Origin of the sequence: Acinetobacter sp. WCHAc060042, assembly GCF_003231195.1 — a bacterium.
Classification (GTDB): domain Bacteria; phylum Pseudomonadota; class Gammaproteobacteria; order Pseudomonadales; family Moraxellaceae; genus Acinetobacter.
Genome location: NZ_QKVN01000001.1, coordinates 164,358 through 182,592 on the forward strand (window position 1 = coordinate 164,358; position 18,235 = coordinate 182,592).

The window sequence follows — 18,235 nt, forward strand, 5'->3', positions numbered from 1 at the left end:
CTCACTATGATCTATAACAAATAAAGTGCCTTGCATTCAACGCTAAAAGTGCAAATCTGCTGTCAAACCTTTGCACTTTTATGGCTATCCATTTAGAAAATAATGCAGCTTACAAATCCCAAGACCAAGGCATTATCCACCACGTCGCAACAAAATGAACGATGAATCCCTCCCAGCCTGCCAACTTTTCTAAATCAAATTGTGTGCCTAGCCAAAACTGAGAAGTCGTTGTCAGACTTCTACCAGTGTTACGTCCACCATCCGCTAAATAATTGGTATCTGTTAACGCATTCGCTTCAAACTTGATCCCTTTTTGCGCCAATTCAGTTCGTTTTCCCTGCCAGTCACCGAATAAGTACTGGCCATGAGCATCCAAAACTTGTTCAGCATGACTCATTGTTGCTAAAACAGACATTGCCGTTGCACATAAAGAAAGCGTGAACTATCGTATGAAATCCTAAGCTCTGATTTAAAATGAATATAGATCCACTTCATTTAGATAAAAAATTTAATGAAAATTACATAATTTTCAAAGAAAGATCTCAGCATTTTTTTATTATTAATTCATAAAAGCTATCAATACAGTCAACAATTATAAATATAAGATTTGATTTAAATGGTGCAAAGATTGTCCCTATAAAAATTGCTCTCTACTCCTACCTAAGTACTCATTCTGCTTTTCATTTTGTTTTAAATGCTTAGAAAAATAAGACAGATGCCAAAACTACTTGCAATATTGCGTGTACACCGCAATATTAAGCTCACGTTTTATCATCTTACGTTGCCATGCCTGAATTACCTGAAGTTGAAACCACCAAAGCCAGTTTATTACCGTTATTAGATCAGCAAGTACTCAGCGTTGAAGTTCGTCAATCCAGTCTACGTTGGCCAATTCCCGCAGATCTCAACAAACTGGTCGGACAGCGCTTAGTTCAATTAAGTCGGCGATCCAAATACATTTTGGCAAGCTTTGAACAGGACACCATGCTTTGGCATTTGGGCATGTCGGGTAGTTTTCGGATTTGTGAAATTGGCGAACCTCTACGAAAACATGATCATTTAATTATTCGTTTTGAAGATGTCGAACTACGCTACCATGACCCGCGCCGTTTTGGATGTATCTTATGGTTAGATGAAAACTCACAAGCCAAGTTAATTGATACGCTTGGGCCTGAACCACTGAACACAGATTTTAATACTGAATATTTGAGTCAAAAGCTGAAAAATAAGCAGGTCGGCATAAAAGTTGCAATCATGGATAATCATGTAGTGGTTGGTGTTGGAAATATCTATGCCACAGAAAGTTTGTTTAATTTGGGCATACACCCTGCGCAAGTGGCATCGAGTTTAACGCATAGCCAAATTGAACAATTGGTGATCGAAATCAAACGCATTTTGCAGCAGGCCATTAACTTGGGAGGCTCGACCTTAAGAGACTATTCAAACGCCATGGGAGAAAATGGCTATTTCCAACAAACCTTGTTGGCTTATGGCCGAGCAGGTGAAATGTGTGTGAACTGCGAAACCACGCTGGAAAACATCAAACTCGGACAACGCGCTTCGGTGTTTTGCCCAGAATGCCAACCGCTGAAAAAAGTGCAATCCAAGCCCAAAGCAACGGCTATAGTTCGAGGAAAAACCAAATGAAAACTGCCATTGTTCGTCATATTTTGGTCAAAGACAAAGACCTCGCTGAACAACTGAAAAAGAAAATCCACGATGGCGCCGATTTCGCTAAAATTGCCAAACAATATTCCACCTGTAACTCGGCTAAGCGTGGTGGTGAGCTCGGCGAAGTGAAAAAAGGTCAGTTGGTTCCAGTGATTGATAAATTGGTCTTTACTGCAGCAGAGAAAGTACTTCATGGCCCAGTGAAAAGCCAATTTGGTTTTCATTTATTAGAAATTAAATTCCGTATGGATGGCTTAAGATGATTAAACAAGATGGTCTTAAGCTTACAAAAATTGAATATCGAACACTCAATTCAAGAGCACAAGAAACATATAATTTCCATAAAATGGCAGCGATACTAGCAGATTACGGCTACAACTGTCTTTGGCTTAATGACGACTGGAATGGTGCAGATTGTATTGCTGTTCATATTGATGGTATTTCAGATTTTAAAATTCAGCTAAAGGGTAGTATTTCCTTTGCACGAAAATATTGGGCAAAGAATATCTTTATTGCCTTTTTTGAACAAGGTGATTTATATATTTACCCTCATGACTATATATTAGTACAAGTAGAAAATAATATTGCAGATAAGACATGGTTGGAAAAAGGCACATATTTCCAAACTAAAATTACCAAAAAATTTAGAGAAATTCTTGAGCCTTATAAAGTTCCTAAAGTAAACTAGTTCATTGTTGCTTTGGTTTCATCTCATAAGTCCACGCATCAACAGGTTCACCAGACGCTAACACCCCCTGCACCTTTACCCGTTGATACTGTATCCCTTCAAACTCATCCAACGCATCCCAATGTTCAGCCAACTTTTCGCTACAGAAAAAATAGCCCTCAACAGCAGGTGCCTTAGAATCAAGCACAATCGCAAATAAACCTTTATCAGGTCCCCAATCCAAAATATGGACCACGCCATGCACATAGCCTTTTTGCCATATACCACCAATGCGCTCTAAAAGGTGAGCATTTTCATGATTTGGACGTAAGGTCCCATAGACAAATAATTGATTCATGCAGCATCACAATACGGGTTCAAACTGCGCGCATCATAAAATTAAATCTGTACAAAAACCAGTCTTTTCATCAAGCATAAAGAGAAAAACGGCACGTGATGTGCCGTTTTATTTTTGTTATCTTCGTCTTTTCATTATTGACGTTTTTTTAACTCATCACGAATCTCACGTAGCAATTCGATATCTTCTGGTGTTGCCGCTGGTTCTGGCGCAGCTTCTTCTTGTTTACGGCGCATACGATTGATCATTTTCACCATTAAGAACACTACCCATGCCAAAATGATGAAGTTAATTAAAATCGTAAGGAAGTTACCATAGGTCAGGACATTTACACCTGCTTTGGTTAACTCATCTAAAGACTGTAAATTGTTTGGGTTATCGCCCAAAACAAAGAACTTTTGTGTGAAATCCACACCGCCACCGGTGATCACAGTAATCAATGGCATGATGATATCTTTCACTAATGAATCAACAATCTTACCAAATGCCCCACCAATAATCACACCGACAGCCAAGTCGATCATATTACCTTTTACCGCAAATTCGCGGAACTCTTGCATAATACTCATTTAAATCTCCAGTTTTTTTTTGACTTTAATTTATGTGACGAAGTATACATTAATTTTATAGCTTCATTTCCACGTAATTTACTCGGAAATCATCTGTTTTTATACATAGGTTTGCTAATTTTAAACAAAAAAAATGCCATCAAGTGATTGATGACATTTTTAAATGGCGCTGCCCCGCATGGGGCAACCTCATTTTTAAAACTTATTTACCAGAACGGTTACGTTTACGTTCGTTTTCAGTCAAGTAACGCTTACGGATACGAATAGACTTAGGAGTTACTTCAACTAATTCATCATCTTCAATGAATTCAAGCGCTTGTTCAAGTGTATATTCAACAGCAGGAACAAGAGTCAACGCATCATCAGTACCAGAAGCACGTACGTTTGTTAACTGTTTTGCTTTAGTTGGGTTAACTGTCATGTCATCTGAACGAGAGTTAATACCAATGATCATACCTTCGTAAACTTCTAACTGAGGTTTAGCAAATAGACGACCACGGTCTTGCAATGTGAACAATGCATAGCCAAGGCAAGTACCTTGAACCATAGAAATCAACACACCGTTTTGACGTTTCGCAACAGTACCTTGTTTCATTGGACCGTAGTGCGAGAAGCTTGAAGTCATGATTCCTGTACCAGAAGTCATGGTCAAGAATTCTGAACGGAAACCGATCAAGCCACGTGAAGGAACAGTTGCCTCAATACGGATACGGCCTTTACCGTCAACTTCCATATTGGTCATTTCGCCTTTACGGTGACCCATTTGTTCCATTACAGAACCTTGGTGCTGTTCTTCAACGTCAAATGTTACGTTTTCGTATGGCTCTTGCTTTTCGCCATCAACTTCTTTCAAGATTACTTGTGGACGAGATACGCCCATCTCGAAGCCTTCACGACGCATGTTTTCAATCAGAACTGAAAGGTGAAGTTCACCACGACCAGATACTTTAAAGCTATCAGGACTATCAGTATCTTCAACACGAAGTGCTACGTTATGAATCAATTCACGGTCAAGACGTTCACGAATATTACGTGAAGTAACAAATTTACCTTCTTTACCAGCAAACGGAGAGTTGTTTACTTGGAAAGTCATGGTTACTGTAGGTTCATCTACAGACAATGCTGGTAAAGCTTCAACATTTTTCGGATCACAAATAGTGTCAGAAATATGAAGTTCATCAATACCTGTGATACATACGATATCGCCTGCTTGAGCAGATTCAACATCAATACGTTCTAAACCGTGGTAACCCATGATTTTTAAGATACGACCGTTACGTGTCTTACCGTCTTTATCAATCACAGTTACTGGTGTGTTTAATTTTACAGAACCACGTTGAATACGACCAACACCGATAACACCGACGAAGCTGTTATAGTCAAGTGAAGAAATCTGCATTTGGAATGGACCATCAACATCAACTGCTGGTGGTTCAACAATGTCTACGATGGTTTGGAACAATGGCGTCATATCTTCAGCAAGTTCTTCTGGAGATGGACCAGCAACACCACGAAGACCTGAAGCGTAAACAACTGGGAAGTCTAACTGTTCGTCAGAACCACCAAGGTTATCAAACAAATCAAATACTTGGTCAATTACCCAATCAGGACGCGCGCTTGGCTTGTCGACTTTGTTGATAATTACGATTGGCTTCAAACCACGTGCGAACGCTTTTTGCGTTACGAAACGAGTTTGTGGCATTGGACCTTCTTGAGAGTCAACAAGAAGAAGTACACAGTCAACCATCGACATTACGCGTTCAACTTCACCACCGAAGTCCGCGTGTCCTGGGGTGTCGACGATGTTAATACGGTATTCTGTATTGGTACGTGCATCTAACCATTTGATTGCAGTGTTTTTTGCAAGAATAGTAATACCACGTTCACTTTCAATCGCGCCTGAATCCATGACACGCTCAATCTCACCTGCACGATCGCCAAGTGCACCTGATTGCTGTAAAAGTTTGTCTACTAGAGTGGTTTTACCGTGGTCAACGTGCGCAATGATGGCAATGTTGCGGAGAGTTTTAATATCTGACATGTAAATTCGATACGCCTAAAGTTTGAGGGCAAATTATACAGAAAAATAATAGAATTTAGTAGTGACAGTTTATTGACAGACTCGTTTTTTTGATAAGTGGTGTGCAATTAATTTTGTAAAGCCGTGTAAAGCGATTAGAATGGCGCCACATTGCTAATATCTTTTGACTTATGTCTGATCAGAATCTCCCCCCTAATCAGCCAGATCAGCTTGATTTGGTCTATGGTTTAAATGACCGCCCTCGTCCACTTATTGCTTTTCTTGCTGCTTTTCAGCACCTCCTTGCCATTATCGTCCCAATCGTTACGCCAGGTTTGCTGATTTGTTTAGCGCTTGGTGTGTCGAAAGAAGATACCAACATGATTTTATCCATGTCATTGGTCATCTCAGGTGTTGCAACCTTCTTACAATGTAAAAAAGTTGGACCTTTGGGCGCAGGCTTACTGATTGTGCAAGGGACCAGTTTTAACTTTATCGGTCCAATTATTGGAATTGGCTCTGCCATGGTTGCTGCAGGTACTCCTGTAGAATCCGTCATGGCTGCCATTTTTGGTGTAGTAATCGCAGGTTCATTTATTGAAATGGGCGTGTCACGCATCCTACCTTGGGTGAAAATGCTCATTACCCCATTGGTAACAGGCATTGTGGTGTTATTGATAGGTTTGACGCTCATCAAAGAAGGTCTCATCAGCATGGGTGGTGGCTATCAAGCCATGTCAAACAACACTTTTGCCAATGCAGACAATCTCATCATGTCGTGTACAGTGCTGGCATTGATCATCATCTTGAACCGTATTCGTATTACTTGGGTGAAAAGCTCGGCTATTTTAATCGCACTGATTGTCGGTTATATATTGGCTGGCTTTATGGGTCATCTTGACTTTTCGGGTGTTCAGGATGCCCCCCTAATTCAAATTCCAACCCCCATGCACTTTGGTTTAGACTTCTCTTGGAGCTTGTTTATTCCAATGGCCTTTATTTACCTTGTAACCTCTTTAGAGGCGATTGGCGATATTACAGCAACGTCTAAACTCTCCAACCAACCTGTCGATGGTTCAACATGGATGGAGCGTATTAAAGGTGGTGTCTTGGTGAATGGTGCAAATTCTTTGCTTGCAGGTATTTTCAATACCTTCCCTAGCTCGGTCTTTGCACAAAACAATGGCGTGATTCAACTTACTGGGGTGGCGAGTCGTTATGTCGGCATCTGGATTGCTGCGCTATTGGTGATTCTAGGTTTACTGCCTGCGGTTGCAGGTGTGATTCAGGCAGTGCCTCAAGCTGTTCTAGGTGGTGCTGTGATGGTGATGTTCGGTGCTGTTGCTGCATCAGGGATTAATATTCTTTCGGGTGTTCACCTTGACCGCCGAGCACTACTGATCATTGCCATTTCGCTGGCGCTCGGTTTAGGTGTTGCACAAGTTCCACAAATTTTGGAACATTTGCCAGAATTATTCCGTAACATCTTTAGTTCAGGTGTTGCGACAGGCGGTATTGCAGCATTGTTATTAAACATTATTCTTCCTGAGCCGAAGAAATAAGTTTTCATTTCAGTATGCACGTAGCCCAGCACTGTCTGGGCATCGTTTTTACTATGGAGTATATAAAATGGATCCACGAAGTGAAGTTGTTCTTCGCCAGCAGGAATTTCTCTCTGGTTCAGTCTTACTGGTCAATGCACCGTGTGACGAATTAAATATGCAACTAACTGGGGTTGTAGAGCCACATTTTTGGACATGGAATTTTAACGAATTACAATATTTCCAAAACCAACAAAGTGATGTGCATTTTGGTACAGATTTACCTGATGTCGCTTTTGATCAAGCCATTGTATTTGTTCCAAAATCAAAAGAGCTTCTCAATTACGTCTTGCACCAACTGGTCAGTCGTTTGGCCGTAGGCGCATCAATCTTTTTAGTCGGTGAAAAGAAAGGCGGTGTAGAACGTGCTTCAAAACAGCTACAACCATTTGGTAAAACACTCAAATTAGACAGTGCCCGACATTGCCAAATGTGGCAATTGATCACCGAAAAAACCGTAACCGCAAAACCTTTGGTCGATTGGGCACAGCACTACACAGTGCTCACCCCAAAAGGTGAATTACAGATTTGCGCATTGCCGGGGGTGTTTAGTCAAAGCCGTCTAGACGTAGGAACAGCCGTGTTATTGCCTCACCTTTCCCACGTCACCTCTGGCAAAATTGCAGACTTTGGCTGTGGTGCTGGTGTGATTAGTGCTTATTTAGCCAAGTTAAATCCGAAAAATCGTATCTTTGCACTGGATGTCGATGCCTTTGCACTGGCTTCAACAAAAATGACTTTTGAAAAAAATAATCTTTTGCCAGAACAACTTGAGATCAAAGCAGTTCGCGGAATTGAGGATGCGCCACTATTTTTACACGCAATCGTCAGTAATCCCCCATTCCATCAGGGCATTCATACAGATTACAATGCCAGCGAAAATTTATGCAAAACATCCCGCCGCCATCTCAAATCAGATGGTGAGTTGTGGATTGTTGCCAATCGCTTTCTGAATTATCCATTACTCATTGAGCAAAGTTTTGGCCAATGTACAACCAAAGCCGATCAACAAGGCTTTAAAGTGCTGTTTGCTAGCACACAAAAGAAATCTTAAGGAACAATGATGAGCGAAACGACTCAACCAGCTCAACTCAAGCGAAAGCTTGGAGCTCGCCATCTGAATATGATCGCCATTGGTGGTTCAATTGGCACAGGTTTATTCCTTGCCTCAGGTGCAACCATTGCAAATGCTGGTCCAGGCGGGGCGTTATTGGCCTACTGCTTAATTGGTGTGATGATTTACTTTCTCATGACCAGTCTTGGTGAGTTGGCAACACACAACCCAACATCGGGTGCATTTTTCACCTATGGTACCAAGTATGTTGAAGGTGGTTTTGGTTTCGCCCTCGGCTGGAACTATTGGTATAACTGGGCGATTACGGTGGCATTTGAATTGGTTGCCGTCCAATTCATTATGAAATTCTGGTTCCCCGACCTACCCGGTTTTTACTGGAGTGCCTTATTTCTAGCTGTTGTCTTTGGGATCAACGCACTCACCGTCAAAGGCTTTGGTGAAAGTGAATTTTTCTTTTCTTTAGTCAAAGTCCTTGCCATTATCGTGTTCATCATTATTGGTATTTTCATGATTGTTAAAATTATGATGACACCAGGTGTATCTACATTTGCAAACTGGACCAAAGGTGAAGCCCCATTTGTTGGTGGTTTATCTGCACTAATTGGTGTGGCGATGATTGCGGGGTTCTCGTTTCAAGGTACCGAGATGGTTGGCGTTGCTGCAGGTGAATCAAAAGATCCGCAGAAAACCATTCCAATCGCCATCAAACAGATTTTTTGGCGTATTCTTCTGTTTTATGTCGTGTGTATTTTCATTATTGGCACCCTGATTTCTTATGATGATCCCTTGCTCCTTCAAGCCGCTTCATCTGAGAATATTACACTCTCTCCCTTTACTCTACTCTATGAAAAAGCAGGTTTTGCCTTTGCAGCCAGTGTAATGAATGCTGTAATTTTAACAGCCATTCTTTCAGCCGGTAACTCAGGAATGTATTCGTCAACACGTATGTTGTTCGACATGGCCCAAAATGGTAGCGCACCAAAAGCATTTTCAAAATTGGATCGTCGTGGCGTACCTATGAATGCCCTTTATGCGACCACAGCAATTGCCGCACTTTGCTTCTTAACTACCTTTATTGGTGAAAAGCAGGTATTTAACTGGCTGCTCAATATGTCAGGTATGTGTGGTTTTATCGTCTGGTTAGGGATTGCTGTTTCACACTATCGTTTCCGTAAAGGTTATGTTGCGCAAGGACATAAAATTGAAGATCTGGCTTATCGTGCCAAATTCTTCCCTTTTGCTCCATGGTTTGCCTTTATTCTGTGTACCATTGTTGTTTTAGGTCAAAACTACCAAGCGGTACTTGATGGTGAATGGCTCTCTGTTTTATCGACCTATATTGGTATTTTCTTGTTCTTGATCATTTGGTTAGGCTATAAGTGGAAATACAAAACCAAACTGGTTTCTTATCAAGAGATGGATGTCAGTCCAATGAACCCCGATCGTGATTAAAATCCTTTCATAATAAAAGACAGTCTTCGGGCTGTTTTTTATTATCATCATTTATTGTTTAACTCAAACCATAACACATCAATTAATAATTCAGTTTTCAATAAGATAGTTCAATTATTAAAGTCACATAAAACCGATAGCTATAATTCGAATCTAGCCTAAAATTAGTTAATATTCTGCAATTAGTATCCACTCACTTGTGAGATGAACAATTGACATACTTACGCAGTAAAAAGAACGTACTTGGTTTAGCTCCAAATTCGCACTACCATAACTCAAGAAGACAGCTTGTTGAGCACAAATCTCTATCTATTTTTTAGACAGAAAATAAAGTAGTTTCAAGTGGCTCCAAGTTGGAAATATTATTTCGTTGGCAAACACATCCTTGTAAAGCTAAATAACTAGAATTATCCATTTACTCTAAAGGTAAAGCTATTATCAATGTCATGAAGCAGGAATAAATGTAAATACCCTTATCATTCCTCTTAGACTCATCCCTATAATTCGAAACTTCTAACAGTATCATCCTATAACGAAACTAACCATGACGACCCTAAGTCTTAACGGCTCTTGCATTAAGTAATGGGTTTATTGTTATCAACATGACTTAACATAAATTGCATTATTTTTAGGCATAAAAAAACGACTCCGAAGAGTCGTTTTTTTATTAGTTAAAACTCAAATTATTGAGCTTGAACTGTACGGCTGCCAGAAATTGTCGCGAATACACGACGGTTCATAGCACGGCCTTCTTTAGTATTGTTGTCAGCAATCGGTTGGTCCCAAGCGAAACCTTGAGTAGACAAACGAGCTGGGTCAACGTTGTATTCGTTTACTAGAGACGATTTAACAGAGTTAGCACGAGCTAAAGATAAACGTTCGTTCAATGCACGTGGACCAGTGTTGTCTGTGTGACCTTCGATGCGAGCAGTAGCGTTTGGATATTCAACTAACTTCTCAGCAACTTTAGCGATTTCTGGTTTGTATTGGTCTTTGATATTTGATTTATTTGTATCAAAGAACACACGAAGTTCCATGTTAAGGTCTTCAGTTAACTCTTGTGGTTCAACTGGAGCAACAGGCTCAACTGGAGCAACTTCTACTACAGGAGCAGCAGGCTTCAAGTGACCACCAAGAACTACGTTAAGACCAGCAAGTGCTGTGTAGTTCCAGAAATCTTCATCAATGTTGTAAGTAGCACGAGCTTCAGTACGTAGAGATAAAGCGTCGTTTAAGCGCCAGAAAGCACCAAGACCAGCATTACCTAAAGTACCTTCTTCGTCTTTAGCAATACCATCGATGTCATATTTATAGTGACCAGCACCTAAAAGTACATACGGCTTAATTTTGCTGTCGTAGTTTTTAGTAATCAAATCAGAAGTAGCATAGAAGTTACCATTGATTTGAGTTTGCTTGTATTCAGCGCCAGCAGCTAAACCGTCTACATCACCTTTAACTTGGTTGTATTCAGCTTCGAAACCTAACCATGGAGTCAATTCAATGCCTAGAGCAGCACCAACGAATAAATCGTCTTGAAGTTCAGGACCTGAAGTTAAGTGGTCAACTCCGTTGTTGTGCTGACTGTCTTGGAAAGTGTAACCAAGCATTAATGGAGTAACAGTTACGCCCGCGTTTGCAGCAGCTAAAGGAGCAGCTACGAGCATTGCTAATGCAATACGACTCATTTTCATGGATTTATCCTCCAGAGATAACAATTGTTTTTCAAGCTAAGCTTAAAATTATTTAACCATTCTGAGATAGGTTTTTTTATACCCCAGTTTTATTTTTAAGCTATTCGCAATGAATCATACAAACACTTTATTTTTTTTCCAAGTGCTTGATAACTTTAATCAAGTAAATTATTTACAAAATTACTTACAATTTCCGTTGTAATTCGGTAATTTTTTACTCAATTTTTAGTTGCGAATCGCTTATTTTCACTTGTCATACATTTTAACAGCTTTTTGAACAAGTTGAGTACTACTAATTATGTATAAAATTTGTTTGATAAACAAAGCTTTAATAAATAAAAAATAATCTTAAAATAAAAAATACGGATAAATACATGTTTTATATCAATAAAAAAGGGATAACTTTGTTTGAACTTGTGATTACCATCACTATTCTTGCCATCATTTGCACACTCGCCCTGCCATATTTTCATCAACACATGGCCTCTCAAGAGCGAAGCAAGACGCTGAATATATTAAGAAATAGTATTCAGGCTGCCAAGAATATAGCCAACTTACAACATCAAAATATCACCATTTGTCCAAGTCAAGACCTCGTTCAATGCCAGAATCATCAATGGAACACAGGCTTTATTGTATTTATCGATAATAATAAAAACCGACGAGTAGATCCCACTGAAACCATTATTCGGACAGAACAGCAACAGCTCAAATATGGCAATCTTGATTGGCGAGGCACACTCAACCTTCCATCCTTAAGCTTTAAAGCTGAAAATGGTCTCCCTCTCGGCTCAAATGGAACTTTTTATTATTGCTCTTTGCAAAGCTCAGATCATTTTAAACTAGTCATGAGCAAAATGGGACAGCTCCGAGCCGAACCACTCAATACCTGTAACTAGACCCATGAGTCCATAATCACGTTTTCAGCTTTTCACTCTAAAAAATTTGCATATACTGCTTAAGTTTCCAACAAAACAGATAAGTGATTTCGGAGAAGAAAATGACAGACATCGTGATTGTAAATGGTGCACGTACCGCAATGGGTGGTTTTCAAGGCAGTTTAGCAAGCGTAACTGCGCCTGAACTCGGTGCTGTGACCATCAAAGAAGCGATTGCTCGAGCAGGCTTACAAGCAAACGATGTAGAAGAAGTCATTATGGGCTGTGTTCTACCTGCCGGTTTAAAGCAAGGTCCAGCACGCCAAGCTATGCGCCAAGCTGGTTTACCTGATTCAACAGGTGCCGTAACCATTAATAAGCTCTGTGGTTCTGGTATGAAAGCAGTTATGCAAGCGGCGGACATGATCAAAGCTGGTTCTGCAAATATTGTTGTTGCAGGTGGCATGGAGTCGATGACAAATGCACCTTATATTTTAACCAAAGCGCGTGCGGGCTACCGTATGGGACATGGCGATGTCAAAGACCACATGTTCCTTGATGGTTTAGAAGATGCTGAAACAGGCCGTTTGATGGGTTCTTTTGCTCAAGATATGGCCAATACTCGTGGCTATACGCGTGAGCAAATGGATGCCTTCGCGATTCGCTCTTTAGAGCGCGCACAAACAGCGGTCAACGAAGGTTACTTTGCCGATGAAATTGTGCCTGTGACTGTAGCAACCCGTAAAGGGGATGTTGTCATTGATAAAGATGAACAACCGTTCAATGCCAACATTGCAAAAATTCCAAGCCTTCGCCCTGCTTTTGCTAAAGACGGCACCATCACTGCGGCAAATGCAAGTTCAATCTCGGATGGTGCATCAGCATTGGTTTTAACTTCAGCAGAAAATGCATCGAACAAAGGTTTAGCCCCATTAGCTAAAATTGTGGCTTATGCTTCGAATTCACAACATCCATCAGAGTTCACCATTGCACCCGTCGGTGCGATTGAAAAAGTACTGAAAAAAACGGGGTGGGATGCACAAGAGGTCGACCTTTGGGAAATCAATGAAGCTTTTGCAATGGTGACCATGTGTCCAATAGATGACTTCAAGCTTGATCCTGCAAAAGTGAACATCAATGGTGGAGCTTGCGCACTGGGTCATCCTGTCGGTTCAACAGGCTCACGTATTATCCTCACTTTAATTCATGCACTTAAACGCACAGGTGGTCAAAAAGGGATTGCAGCACTATGCATCGGTGGCGGTGAAGCGACTGCTATCGCGATTGAATTACTTTAAGATGTAAGCAACCTTCTTTTATTGACATATTTTATACAATAAAAGATTGAATGATTAGCTGATATAAAAGCGACATTTATGAGAATCCTTCGACTTCGGGGGATTTTCTATTACAAGATTGTATTATGGTCGATCTCAACGACTTGTTAAAATAACGACGAAAAAAACAACAAGGATAAGACAATGCAACTGAATCACTACCTCAACTTTGACGGTCAAACCGAAGCCGCTTTTAATTTTTACAAATCTGTTTTTGGTGGAGAGTTTGCAACCTTCATGCGTTATGGAGATTTACCTTCAGATGAAAGTTCAGTCACCCTTTCCGAAGCTGAGCAACAAAAAATCATGCATGTTTCATTACCGATTAACGAAACAACAGTGCTTATGGCATCCGACACGAATGATCAGTTTTGTGCTCAAAGCAATACTGTATTTACAGTAGGTAATAACCATTATATTTCGATCAATTTGGAAGCCCATGAGCAAGCCGATGCAAAACGTTTATTTGATGCACTTTCAATCAATGGAAAAATAGAGATGCCTCTAGAGAAAACCTTTTGGGGTGCACTCTATGGCGCATTTACTGATCAGTTTGGAATTAAATGGATGGTGAATTGCCAACTAGATGGATAATTGCATATTTGTAATAATGCAATCTCAAATTGATATTGCATTATTATTTCTCTATTTATATGTTTTCTAATATTTTACGAACTCCAATATCTTCAAAAATCTCAGGGTATTGTTTCATAAAAGTTGGTAAATGTTGTTTCACTTCATTTTTCTGAAGTACAGTCCATCTCGGTGGATAGGTTTCATAACTAAGAAATTGTAGACGACACCGTAAACGATAGTAAAAGCTCTGCTGATCTTTCTCAGTTTCTATAAATTTTTGCTGCGTAACAAACCAATAAAGCTGATCCCATAAACTATAACCTTGCGTTAAGTCTAATTTTTGCTGAAATGACAAACTTCCTTCGACTAAGCATAAATACTGTTTTAATTCATCTAAAGTAGGCTGGGTATCACAATATCCTTTTGCTTTAATAAATTGAGATGGTGACACTATTTGTTGAGTAGAATGAAAATATTCTAAATATTGATTTAGTTTGATATTTTTTTGTTTCAATGCAAATAAGACCAATGCATTTGCAACTTTTTGAGATTCCATTTTTTCAATAATATGAAAAAAATGAGGTAAATCACCTTTCCATAGAATCCATTGAAAAGCTCTAATTTTCAGCTGTTGTCGGTTTAAACTATCAATAGAATATTGAGTAAAATATTCTTTAAAATCAAATTGACATTGCCTTAAAGCAAAATATGCATAATCCATTATAGATAAATAATGACTGTGCCAAAGCTTAATTAAATCATCCGTTGTTAAAACACCTCTATGATACAAGACATCAAATAAACGATACTGCACATCTCGAAATTTTGAAGTTTGGAGTTCAATCATAAGTTCATGATTTGATTGAGTTTGAATAATAAAATCAAGCCAAAACTTACGGACTATTTGGTCTTTCGCAACTTTGCATAATTCAATCAAGCAATCCTGTTCAACCCATTGGTATTTTTTGATATAAACCAACAAAATACGAGGAAGTTCTCCTTGTAATGAAATCAAGGTGTCTTGCAAATAACTTTTATTATTAGCAACCTCTTTCAATAATAATTCTTCAACTTCAGTAACAACGCGTATTCGCTTTTGTATCGCCGCAATATCTAAAAAATAATCAACACAGAGCCGACTAAATTCAGGCCTTTCACTCCACCGTTGCAAGTGTATAGCTGCCAACTTTTGGTTAATTGGAACATAGTCACTTAACCGAAATAATAAAGCTGGAAAAAGTGCAGTCTCATAACAGTCTTGCAGTTGTTCTAATGTACTCTGACGTATATACCCATCATAACTTCTAAGCTGCCAAAGCAATTCATCTAAAGAACTTTCTTCAAGATTTTCATTTTTTATTTTTGGCATAATTACATAAGAAGATTGTTCTTCTAAACATTCAACGGACTGCTTTTCAAATACATTAGATGCATTTATATGTTGCTCAGACAAACCAAAGAGCTTTTTTAAAAAGTTTAACATTTTATTTTTTAATGAAAGAATTTTATTTTTATAACAAATTATGAAATAGCTGTCATTCACTGTCGATTATCAAACATCAATATTGGAAAATTGCGCAATAATAGTGAGCCCCACAGTAATAAAACCGATACCAAGCCATCCTGCTAGATCTATGTTTTGTCCTAAAAATGTCTTGGCCAGTAGTGCAGTGGCGATAACACCAATACCAGACCACAGCACATATAAAATGCCTGCTTGCATAAATTTTAAAGCATAGGCAGCGCATGCAAAAGAAATCATGTACAGCACTAGCGCAATGCCTTGATCCAATTTATTGACCAAGCCATTGCCTTTTGCAGAGTAAAAAGTCGAAAGTACATCTGTAGCAATAGCGATGAGTAGCCAAATAACACCAGGATTAATCTTTGCAAAGAGTGCCATCATGTCAAATTTTCCTGCTTTTTTCTTCAATTTGTTCATCAAAAATGCTGCGTATAAATACAAAAAAGCTGGACTAAAGTCCAGCTTTTCAATGCTTGCCTAAAAATTTAAGCGCCTGTTTGATAACTGGCTTGAGCAACGGCTGTTGATGCTTGATACGGATTTCTAAAATCATTTAAACCCGCTGCTGCTTCAAGAATGTCTTTGCCTTCTTTAACAACAAAGGTATCAAAGCCTGAACGTTTCATGTAGTTCAAGACATCTTTAAACACATCACCTGTTGCGCGTAGTTCGCCTTGGAAACCTTGACGGCGTAATAGCGCTGCAAATGAATAGCCACGACCATCGTTAAAACCAGCAAAATCAATAAATATGGCATCTAGCTGATCTAAAGGGAACTCATGCGTTTCAGGTGAAGCATCGACTGTCACCAGTAATGCTTTTTTACCCGAAACTTGAGCCAATTGATCTAACTGCTCAACCGTTAAAACCACATCACCTTGTGGTAAAACACCATCTTCACCAATCACTTGGTAAGTATTGTCGGCAATCGTGCCATCTTTAGAGAGGACTTGTAGTGCTGTATTAAGCATATGCACGCTCCTTAAAGGGTTGGATGCCCACACGGCGATAAGTTTCAATGAATTCTTCACCCTCATTTCGAAGGTCAAGATAGGTATTTAAAATTTCTTCAACGATGTCTGGTACCACGTCAGCTGCAAATGATGGGCCTAAAATGTCACCAATTGAAGCATCATGGTCTGCATTACCACCCAAAGTGATTTGGTAGAACTCAGCGCCTTTTTTGTCTACACCTAAAATACCAATGTTACCTACATGGTGATGACCACATGCATTCATACAACCTGAAATATTCAGATCCAGTTTGCCGAGGTTATAAATGGTATCTAAGTCATCAAAACGGCGTGAAATCGCTTCAGAAATAGGAATTGATTTTGCATTTGCCAATGAACAGAAGTCACCGCCTGGGCAGCAGATAATATCTGTTAAGAAACCAATGTGCGCACGTGCTAGATTGTTTTTCTCAAGAATAGTCCAAAGCTCAAACAAATCTTTCTGAGGCACATCGACCAAAGAAATATTTTGCTCATGCGTGGTCCGCAATTCACCAAAGGTGTATTTGTCTGCAAGATCTGCAATCAAATTCATTTCTTCCGTGGTCACGTCACCCGGTGCAATACCTGTACGCTTCAACGAAATCGTTACAATACGGTAGCCCTTCACTTTGTGAGCATTGGTATTGATATTGAACCACTGTTTGAATTTTGGATGCGTAGCAAACTGTTCAGAAAAATCTTCATCTGCATAATCTTGATAATCAAACGGTATAAATTCTTCGTCTAATTTCTGCAAAATTTCAGGCTGAATCTTTAAAGTTTTAATGGTATGCGCAAACTCAGCTTCGACTTTTTCAGCAAAGACTTGAGGAGTTAACGCTTTCACTAAAATTTTAATACGTGCTTTGTATTTGTTATCACGGCGACCGTGTAAGTTATAAACACGTAGTACGGCTTCTAAATAAGCAATCAGGTCTTCACGTGGCAAGAAATCACGAATGAAACTACCAATTACAGGGGTACGACCTAAGCCACCACCGACTTTAATTTTATAGCCGATCTCACCCGCTTCATTTTTAACGATATACACCCCAATATCATGGAATGAGGTCGCTGCACGATCGGTTTCTTCAAGTGCTGATACAGCAATCTTGAACTTACGTGGCAAGAAAGCAAATTCTGGGTGGAAGGTTGACCATTGACGGATCAATTCACAGGTAGGACGTGGGTCAGCTACTTCACCAGCAACCACACCCGCATATTGGTCTGTAGTCGTGTTACGAATACAGTTACCCGAAGTTTGGATCGCATGCATTTGTACCGAAGCAAGCTCTTGAAGCATGTCTGGAACATTTTCTAGCGCAGGCCAGTTAAACTGAATATTCTGACGGGTTGAAACGTGTGCATAACCACGGTCAAACTCAGTTGCAAGTTCTGCAACTTTGCGCAATTGCGTTGAGTTCATTAAGCCATAAGGCACAGCAATACGTAACATTGGCGCATAGCGTTGTACATAGAGACCGTTTTGAAGACGTAATGGGCGGTACTCATCTTCAGTGAGTTTTCCAGCTAAATAACGTTCCGTTTGGTCACGGAACTGTGCAACACGTTCATTGATCAGTTGCTGATCGAAATCAGTATATAAATACATGGCGTACAGCTAGTAGTTTCATTATAACGGCTGACAGCATAACGAGATTTAAACTATCAACAAAATGCGTTTTTTACATATTTCATAGCTGTTTTATTGATAAGGATAAGTAGATGTGCTGTTTGTCCCTAATCCTAAAGGTTTTTTCTGATTAAAGTATTTTTTATTAGATACTTATACATTATTCAGCTAACCTCGTTCAGCCTAT

17 protein-coding genes and 1 pseudogene are annotated in these 18,235 nt (G+C 39.5%); 9 read left to right on the top strand and 9 right to left on the bottom strand.

Going from position 1 to position 18,235, the window contains the following annotated elements:
- Nucleotides 1-142: 142 nt before the first annotated feature.
- Nucleotides 143-415, bottom strand: a pseudogene (locus DPG01_RS00745) (carbohydrate porin); the annotation flags it as partial.
- Between the two features lie 371 nt (nt 416-786).
- Here DPG01_RS00745 and mutM point away from each other — a divergent pair.
- Genes mutM through DPG01_RS00760 form a run of 3 tightly spaced genes read left to right on the top strand, consistent with a single transcriptional unit; the run spans nt 787 to nt 2,359 of the window.
- A complete protein-coding gene (mutM, locus tag DPG01_RS00750) occupies nt 787-1,647 on the top strand; it encodes a bifunctional DNA-formamidopyrimidine glycosylase/DNA-(apurinic or apyrimidinic site) lyase (protein WP_086208824.1) in 861 nt (286 codons plus the stop codon).
- On the top strand, nt 1,644-1,934 hold the full coding sequence (locus tag DPG01_RS00755) for a peptidylprolyl isomerase (protein ID WP_110973879.1): 291 nt from the start codon (nt 1,644-1,646) through the stop codon (nt 1,932-1,934). Before mutM ends, DPG01_RS00755 begins: the two co-directional genes overlap by 4 nt.
- Entirely contained in the window at nt 1,931-2,359 is a 429-nt protein-coding gene (locus tag DPG01_RS00760) for a hypothetical protein (RefSeq protein ID WP_110973880.1), read from the top strand. Before DPG01_RS00755 ends, DPG01_RS00760 begins: the two co-directional genes overlap by 4 nt.
- Nucleotide 2,360: 1 nt before the next feature.
- Here the strand turns inward: DPG01_RS00760 and DPG01_RS00765 are convergent, their stop codons facing one another.
- From DPG01_RS00765 to typA, 3 genes are all read right to left on the bottom strand, one after another.
- Nucleotides 2,361-2,696 carry a gamma-glutamylcyclotransferase family protein gene (locus DPG01_RS00765; protein ID WP_110973881.1) on the bottom strand — a complete coding sequence of 112 codons (336 nt, stop codon included), beginning with the start codon at nt 2,694-2,696 and terminating at the stop codon, nt 2,361-2,363.
- 134 nt (nt 2,697-2,830) lie between these two features.
- Nucleotides 2,831-3,265, bottom strand: a complete 435-nt coding sequence (gene mscL, locus DPG01_RS00770) for a large conductance mechanosensitive channel protein MscL (RefSeq protein ID WP_086208827.1) — start codon at nt 3,263-3,265, stop codon at nt 2,831-2,833.
- A 202-nt stretch (nt 3,266-3,467) separates the two neighbouring features.
- Nucleotides 3,468-5,306, bottom strand: a complete 1,839-nt coding sequence (gene typA / locus DPG01_RS00775; protein ID WP_110973882.1) for a translational GTPase TypA — start codon at nt 5,304-5,306, stop codon at nt 3,468-3,470.
- Nucleotides 5,307-5,476: 170 nt separating this feature from the next.
- Here typA and DPG01_RS00780 point away from each other — a divergent pair, with 170 nt between their 5' ends.
- From DPG01_RS00780 to DPG01_RS00790, 3 genes are all read left to right on the top strand, one after another.
- Complete coding sequence (locus DPG01_RS00780; protein ID WP_110973883.1) at nt 5,477-6,847, top strand: uracil-xanthine permease family protein; 1,371 nt, start codon at nt 5,477-5,479, stop codon at nt 6,845-6,847.
- Between the two features lie 67 nt (nt 6,848-6,914).
- Nucleotides 6,915-7,940 carry a class I SAM-dependent methyltransferase gene (locus tag DPG01_RS00785; RefSeq protein ID WP_110973884.1) on the top strand — a complete coding sequence of 342 codons (1,026 nt, stop codon included), beginning with the start codon at nt 6,915-6,917 and terminating at the stop codon, nt 7,938-7,940.
- A 9-nt stretch (nt 7,941-7,949) separates the two neighbouring features.
- Nucleotides 7,950-9,413 carry an amino acid permease gene (locus DPG01_RS00790; RefSeq protein ID WP_110973885.1) on the top strand — a complete coding sequence of 488 codons (1,464 nt, stop codon included), beginning with the start codon at nt 7,950-7,952 and terminating at the stop codon, nt 9,411-9,413.
- Nucleotides 9,414-10,096: 683 nt separating this feature from the next.
- Here the strand turns inward: DPG01_RS00790 and omp38 are convergent.
- Complete coding sequence (omp38, locus tag DPG01_RS00795) at nt 10,097-11,104, bottom strand: outer membrane protein Omp38 (RefSeq protein WP_110973886.1); 1,008 nt, start codon at nt 11,102-11,104, stop codon at nt 10,097-10,099.
- 374 nt (nt 11,105-11,478) lie between these two features.
- Here omp38 and DPG01_RS00800 point away from each other — a divergent pair, with 374 nt between their 5' ends.
- The 3 genes from DPG01_RS00800 to DPG01_RS00810 all read left to right on the top strand — a co-directional run bounded on the left by DPG01_RS00800 (nt 11,479) and on the right by DPG01_RS00810 (nt 13,913).
- Nucleotides 11,479-12,003, top strand: coding sequence for a GspH/FimT family pseudopilin (locus tag DPG01_RS00800; protein WP_086208832.1), 525 nt, complete (start codon nt 11,479-11,481; stop codon nt 12,001-12,003).
- Between the two features lie 101 nt (nt 12,004-12,104).
- A complete protein-coding gene (locus tag DPG01_RS00805; RefSeq protein ID WP_110973887.1) occupies nt 12,105-13,280 on the top strand; it encodes a thiolase family protein in 1,176 nt (391 codons plus the stop codon).
- 183 nt (nt 13,281-13,463) lie between these two features.
- Nucleotides 13,464-13,913: a VOC family protein gene (locus DPG01_RS00810; protein ID WP_110973888.1), complete on the top strand. Its 450-nt coding sequence runs from the start codon at nt 13,464-13,466 to the stop codon at nt 13,911-13,913.
- A gap of 55 nt (nt 13,914-13,968) precedes the next feature.
- On the opposite strand, the gene DPG01_RS00815 is transcribed toward DPG01_RS00810, so the two are convergent.
- From DPG01_RS00815 to DPG01_RS00830, 4 genes are all read right to left on the bottom strand, one after another.
- Nucleotides 13,969-15,438, bottom strand: a complete 1,470-nt coding sequence (locus tag DPG01_RS00815) for a hypothetical protein (protein WP_228156948.1) — start codon at nt 15,436-15,438, stop codon at nt 13,969-13,971.
- 9 nt (nt 15,439-15,447) lie between these two features.
- Entirely contained in the window at nt 15,448-15,801 is a 354-nt protein-coding gene (locus tag DPG01_RS00820) for a DMT family transporter (RefSeq protein ID WP_087528269.1), read from the bottom strand.
- A gap of 104 nt (nt 15,802-15,905) precedes the next feature.
- Nucleotides 15,906-16,391 carry a DUF934 domain-containing protein gene (locus DPG01_RS00825; RefSeq protein WP_086208836.1) on the bottom strand — a complete coding sequence of 162 codons (486 nt, stop codon included), beginning with the start codon at nt 16,389-16,391 and terminating at the stop codon, nt 15,906-15,908.
- Nucleotides 16,384-18,027, bottom strand: a complete 1,644-nt coding sequence (locus DPG01_RS00830; protein WP_110973889.1) for a nitrite/sulfite reductase — start codon at nt 18,025-18,027, stop codon at nt 16,384-16,386. Before DPG01_RS00830 ends, DPG01_RS00825 begins: the two co-directional genes overlap by 8 nt.
- Nucleotides 18,028-18,235 lie beyond the last annotated feature (208 nt).

Bases quoted from the DNA above. Each gene is read 5' to 3' on its own strand.
- mutM (WP_086208824.1), top strand. From the start codon at position 787: ATGCCTGAATTACCTGAAGTTGAAACCACCAAAGCCAGTTTATTACCG.
- DPG01_RS00755 (WP_110973879.1), top strand. From the start codon at position 1,644: ATGAAAACTGCCATTGTTCGTCATATTTTGGTCAAAGACAAAGACCTC.
- DPG01_RS00760 (WP_110973880.1), top strand. From the start codon at position 1,931: ATGATTAAACAAGATGGTCTTAAGCTTACAAAAATTGAATATCGAACA.
- DPG01_RS00765 (WP_110973881.1), bottom strand. From the start codon at position 2,696: ATGAATCAATTATTTGTCTATGGGACCTTACGTCCAAATCATGAAAAT.
- mscL (WP_086208827.1), bottom strand. From the start codon at position 3,265: ATGAGTATTATGCAAGAGTTCCGCGAATTTGCGGTAAAAGGTAATATG.
- typA (WP_110973882.1), bottom strand. From the start codon at position 5,306: ATGTCAGATATTAAAACTCTCCGCAACATTGCCATCATTGCGCACGTT.
- DPG01_RS00780 (WP_110973883.1), top strand. From the start codon at position 5,477: ATGTCTGATCAGAATCTCCCCCCTAATCAGCCAGATCAGCTTGATTTG.
- DPG01_RS00785 (WP_110973884.1), top strand. From the start codon at position 6,915: ATGGATCCACGAAGTGAAGTTGTTCTTCGCCAGCAGGAATTTCTCTCT.
- DPG01_RS00790 (WP_110973885.1), top strand. From the start codon at position 7,950: ATGAGCGAAACGACTCAACCAGCTCAACTCAAGCGAAAGCTTGGAGCT.
- omp38 (WP_110973886.1), bottom strand. From the start codon at position 11,104: ATGAAAATGAGTCGTATTGCATTAGCAATGCTCGTAGCTGCTCCTTTA.
- DPG01_RS00800 (WP_086208832.1), top strand. From the start codon at position 11,479: ATGTTTTATATCAATAAAAAAGGGATAACTTTGTTTGAACTTGTGATT.
- DPG01_RS00805 (WP_110973887.1), top strand. From the start codon at position 12,105: ATGACAGACATCGTGATTGTAAATGGTGCACGTACCGCAATGGGTGGT.
- DPG01_RS00810 (WP_110973888.1), top strand. From the start codon at position 13,464: ATGCAACTGAATCACTACCTCAACTTTGACGGTCAAACCGAAGCCGCT.
- DPG01_RS00820 (WP_087528269.1), bottom strand. From the start codon at position 15,801: ATGATGGCACTCTTTGCAAAGATTAATCCTGGTGTTATTTGGCTACTC.
- DPG01_RS00825 (WP_086208836.1), bottom strand. From the start codon at position 16,391: ATGCTTAATACAGCACTACAAGTCCTCTCTAAAGATGGCACGATTGCC.
- DPG01_RS00830 (WP_110973889.1), bottom strand. From the start codon at position 18,027: ATGTATTTATATACTGATTTCGATCAGCAACTGATCAATGAACGTGTT.